This window comes from uncultured Chitinophaga sp., assembly GCF_937874145.1.
Taxonomy (GTDB): domain Bacteria; phylum Bacteroidota; class Bacteroidia; order Chitinophagales; family Chitinophagaceae; genus Chitinophaga.
In genome coordinates this window covers 1-4,978 of the sequence record NZ_CALNBI010000144.1, presented here as the reverse complement: position 1 = coordinate 4,978, position 4,978 = coordinate 1, and the positions used below count along the sequence as shown (strand labels likewise).

Annotated in this window: 4 protein-coding genes and 1 pseudogene; 3 read left to right on the top strand and 2 right to left on the bottom strand. The window is 56.6% G+C overall.

Annotated features, from left to right (window positions below; genetic code table 11):
* Positions 1 to 681: pseudogene (locus Q0510_RS06680) on the bottom strand (NAD(P)(+) transhydrogenase (Re/Si-specific) subunit alpha); the annotation flags it as partial.
* A 138-nt stretch (positions 682 to 819) separates the two neighbouring features.
* Positions 820 to 1,863, bottom strand: coding sequence for a ferrochelatase (hemH, locus tag Q0510_RS06675; protein WP_298709396.1), 1,044 nt, complete (start codon positions 1,861 to 1,863; stop codon positions 820 to 822).
* Between the two features lie 306 nt (positions 1,864 to 2,169).
* Here hemH and hemA point away from each other — a divergent pair, with 306 nt between their 5' ends.
* From hemA to Q0510_RS06660, 3 genes are all read left to right on the top strand, one after another.
* Positions 2,170 to 3,423, top strand: a complete 1,254-nt coding sequence (gene hemA / locus Q0510_RS06670) for a glutamyl-tRNA reductase (RefSeq protein ID WP_298709394.1) — start codon at positions 2,170 to 2,172, stop codon at positions 3,421 to 3,423.
* Between the two features lie 14 nt (positions 3,424 to 3,437).
* Positions 3,438 to 4,355, top strand: coding sequence for a hydroxymethylbilane synthase (gene hemC / locus Q0510_RS06665; RefSeq protein ID WP_298709391.1), 918 nt, complete (start codon positions 3,438 to 3,440; stop codon positions 4,353 to 4,355).
* Positions 4,339 to 4,978: uroporphyrinogen-III synthase (locus Q0510_RS06660; RefSeq protein ID WP_298709388.1), on the top strand; the 640-nt coding region annotated here is incomplete at its 3' end. The genes hemC and Q0510_RS06660, both read left to right, overlap by 17 nt.

Genomic DNA, 4,978 nt, shown 5'->3' with positions numbered 1-4,978 from the left:
GGCGTATCCGCCGGCTTTGGAAGCGTCGGCCGCGCCTTCCACTTCCACGAACTTCGCGCCGAGGCTCATCACTTCTTCTTTGACGGCCGGCCTTGTGTCGAACACTTCCACTACGGCTCCCAGCCTGCGTGCGGTGGCGATGGCCTGCAGGCCTGCCACACCAGCCCCGAGGATGAGCACTTTCGCCGGCGGAATGCTGCCGGCGGCGGTCATGAACATGGGAAAATAGCGGCCATATGTATACGCGGCGAGCAATACCGCCTTGTATCCCGCGATATTCGCCTGGGAACTAAGTACGTCCATGCTCTGGGCGCGGGTGGTGCGGGGGATGGAATCGAGACTGAAAACGGTGAACTGCCGGGCGGCGAGCTGTTGCATGAGGCCGGGGTTAAACAGGGGCTGGTATACGCCGGCCCAAATCTTTCCGGGCGCCACCTGTTCGTAATCCGCCGCTTCGGGAGGGCGTATCGACAGCAGCGCATCGGCGCCCTTGAGGATTTCTCCCCGGGTTTTGAGGGCCGCGCCGGCTTCCCGGTATAATGCGTCCGGATAAAATGCCGCCGCGCCCGCGCCTTCCTCCACCCATACTTCCACCTGTTGCTGAACGAGTTGCTTCACGACTTCCGGAACGAGCGACACCCTGTTTTCTCCTGTTTTTTCCTTGAGAACGGCCAAGATCATCGGTGTTGGAATTTAGCTGATGGAATTTAGTGAAAAATTCTGGTCCGGCCGAAATAAATATCTCCGTTTTGCATGGATGCGGACATAAAAAAGCCGGCGCATATACGCCGGCTTCGCACATATATTACATCCTGGTTTTTATACCATGACCGTATCCATTTTTTCGCGGCACAGGATGCCGAGGGTTTTCACCCATTCCGGATGCGTGTTCACGCAGGGGATCATCGTAAACGAATCGCCGCCGCTTTCGATGAAGGTATGTTTCCCTTCCACCGCGATCTCTTCCAGGGTTTCGAGGCAGTCCGACACAAATGCCGGGCACACCACCAGCAGCTTCTTCACGCCTTCGCCGGGGAGCGCGCGCAGGCGCTCGTCGGTATATGGCCGGATCCATTCTTCCCGCCCCAGCCGGCTCTGGAAGCACAGGCTCCATTTTTCCCTGGGAATCCCCAGTTCTTTCGCCACCAGCTCGGCGGTTACCGTCACCTGGTGCCGGTAACACTGCTTGTGGGCTTTGGAATCCACGTGGCAGCAGTCGTTCACTTTCAGGCAATGGCTGCCAGTTACATCGCCTTTGCGTATATGCCTCACCGGTACACCGTGGTAGCTGAAGAGGAGATGATCGAATTCCTGTTCCACGTAAGGCCGCATGCTTTCGGCGAGCGCGTGGATGTAATCCGGGTGCCGGTAGAACGGTTCTATCACCTTCAGTTCGAAGGGATAGCGTTTTTTGCGGTAGATTTCCTTCGCATATTCCGCCGCGGTTTCGAAGCTGCTCATTGCGTAATGCGGGTACAGGGGAACGAGCACCACGTTTTTCAACCCGGGATGTTCTTTCACCAGTTTATCGAAAGTGAATTCGGGGGAAGGGTTGCCATATCGCATCATGATCTCCACGGGCATTTCCATATCGTGCTGCAGGGCTTTTTGCAATTGTTTGGTGAGCACGATGAGCGGGGAGCCCTCCTCCCACCAGATACTTTTATAAGCCTCCGCACTTTTCTCCGCCCGTTTCGGAACGATGACGCCTCCCACCAGCAACTTGCGCATAAGCCAGGGGTAATCGATCACGCGTTTGTCCATCAGGAATTCGAGGAGATATTTCTTCACGTCCGGAACGGCGGTGGAATCCGGCGATCCGAGATTCATGAGCACGATGGCTGTATCAGATGTTGCGACCATAAGCTTTGTCAAAATTCCTGCAAAATTACGCGCTTTTACAGGTAACTTCCGCATCGTCTGTCATTAAATTGTTAGATTCACGCAGCTGGAAAGCGCCATGAAAGGGACTTTATCATGACATCCATCATGGCTCTACGTCATGCGAATGTTACAACGCCGTGGCAGCACAGGCTTCAGCCGACTGATGAAAATCATTTTTTGGGAGTGCCTTTCACCATAGGGAGAAATGACATACCGGTGACAGCCTCTGACGTGGTTTTGAAGGGTATGACAGTATTTTTGCACCCGGAAGCTTTTAAGAAAATCATGCAGGTCAAACAGCCTAAAGACATATCGAATTTTCATATCGTTGGGATCAACTATAAGAAAACTGACGCTGCGATCCGGGGACTATTTGCCATAAACCAGGACCAATACCAGCAACTTTTACAGGCAGCGCAAGCTGCCGGCATGCACGATTTGTTCGTGCTCTCCACTTGCAACCGCACCGAAATTTATGGTTTCGCCCCCGATCCGGCCGATCTGATGCGGCTCCTCTGCGGCGCCGCCAACGGTAATTTGCAGGTGTTCAACAGCCTGGCGTATGTGAAATCCGGTGAGGGCGCCGTCCGCCACCTGTACCAGGTAGGCACGGGGCTCGACAGCCAGATCCTCGGCGACTATGAAATCATCGGCCAGATAAAAGGCGCCGCCAAGTTCGCGAAAGCAAACGGGTGTGTGGGTACTTTCCTGGAAAGACTGGTGAACAGCGTGCTGCAGGTTTCCAAGCTCATCAAAAACGAAACCGGCCTCAGTTCCGGCACCGTATCGGTGGCATTCGCCGCAGTCAGGCTGCTGGAAAGCAAGGTGGCCGACATCCAACAGAAAAACATCGTACTGCTCGGTGTGGGCAAGATCGGCCGCAACACCTGCAAGAACATGATGGAATACCTGGGCGTGCGCAATATCACGCTCATCAACCGCACCACGGCCGTGGCGGAAGATTTCGCAGGCAAGCACGGGTTACAATATGCGCCCTTCGAGCAGCTCGGCGAATCCCTGCGCGCGGCAGACGTGATCCTGGTGGCCACCAACGCCCCCCAGCCCACCATCCTCCGTAAACATATGGAAGGCACCGGCAGCAAGCTGATCATAGACCTTTCCATTCCCTTCAACGTAGCGGCCGACGTGCGCGAGCTTTCCCATGTGGAAGTGGTGAACGTCGACGATCTCAGCAAGATCCAGGACGAAACCCTCGCCCGCAGGCTCAACGAAGTTCCCAAAGCCATCTCCATCATCGAGGAACACATGGAAGAGTTCCTCTACTGGTATAAAATGCGCAAACATGCCGTAGTGCTCAAAGCGGTCAAGGAGAAACTCACCGAGATCCATGCCCGCGAAATCAAAGAGCAGAAAAACGGCGCTCATTATAACCTGGAAGACATCGAGGAAGTTTCTTCCCGCATCATCCAGAAAATGATTAACCTCATGGCCGGCAAAGTGCGCAAGGAAACTGAAAAGGGCGACCAATACATCGCCATGATCAGTGAAATATTCGAGACCGGCGCAAATCAGGACTAAAAACAATGGACAAGATGATCCGAATAGGCACACGGGATAGCCGGCTCGCCATGTGGCAGGCTAACCTGGTGAAAGATTTATTGACGCAAAACGGCCACGCCGTGGAGCTCGTTCCCATTAAAAGCGAAGGCGACATCGACCTGGTGACGCCCCTTTACGAGATCGGCGTCCAGGGTATTTTCACCAAAACCCTCGATATTGCGCTGCTCGCCGGCAAGATCGACGTAGCGGTGCACTCTTTTAAAGACGTGCCCACCCAGCTCCCGCAGGGCCTCGTCAACGCCGCCATCCTGGAACGCGGGCCGGTGAAAGACCTGCTCGTACACAAAGGCAGCACTGCTTTCCTCGACGATCTTGCATCCGTGGCCAATATCGGCACCAGCAGCATCCGCCGCAAGGCGCAGTGGCTCCGCCGTTTCCCTAACCATCAGCTCCACAACCTCCGCGGCAACGTCATCAAACGCCTGGAGAAGCTGGCTTCCGAAAATTGGGACGCCGCCATCTTCGCCGCCGCAGGGCTCGAACGCATCAACGTTCGCCCGGAAACCTCCGTGGAACTCGACTGGATGATCCCCGCCCCCGCGCAAGGCGCCATCGTGGCTGCCTGCCGGGAAGATAATACGGCAGTACGCGAAGCCCTCGCTCCGCTGAACCATACCGACACCGCCATCTGCACCACCGAAGAGCGCGGCTTTTTGCGCACGCTCCTCGGCGGCTGCACCACGCCGATCAGCGCCTACGCTTACATCAGCGACGGCGAAATGTTCTTCGAAGGCAGCCTTTGCAGCCTCGACGGCACCCGCTCGTTCCTCGCCACCCGCCGCGTTGCCGTTTCGGCAGCCGCCGGCACCGGGCACGACGCGGCGCTTGAAATCCTTTCCCAGGGCGGAGACGCAGTAATACAGGAAATCAGAAATGCCCAGCAGCGCTAAATACCGCATATTAAGCACGAAGTCGCTCCAGGAATCGCTGCGCCAGGACGCCGCCGCCCGCGGCATCGCATTGGTAGACCAGCCTTTCATCGACATCCTGCCCGTCCGCGCCCCGGAACTTTCCGCGCGGCTGGCGGAAATCGCCCTGGGCGGGCATGTGCTCGTGTTTACCAGTCCCAATACGGTGAAATCCGTAGCCGGGATCTGGGATAACGGTGCGGAACAAAAGATCTATTGCCTTGGCGGGGCTACCCTGGAAGTGATCCACGCGGAGATCCCCGGCGCGGTGATCCTCGGCACCGCCTCCAGTTCGCTGGAGCTGGCGAAGCAGATCGTGGCCGAAGGGAATATCCGGAAAGTGGTGTTCCTTTGCGGGAATATCCGCCGGAACGAACTGCCGGAGCACCTGCTGGCGCACAACATCGAAGTAGAGGAACTTGTTGTATACCAGACCGTGGAAACGCCCGCGGAACTGGAGGAACGTTTTGACGGGGTGCTGTTTTTCAGTCCCAGCAGCGTGCACAGCTTTTTCCAGCGGAATATCCCGGACGGGGGGACCGTTTATTTCGCCATCGGCGAAACGACGGGCGGTTATGCACTGGATCTGTCCGGCAATGGCCCGG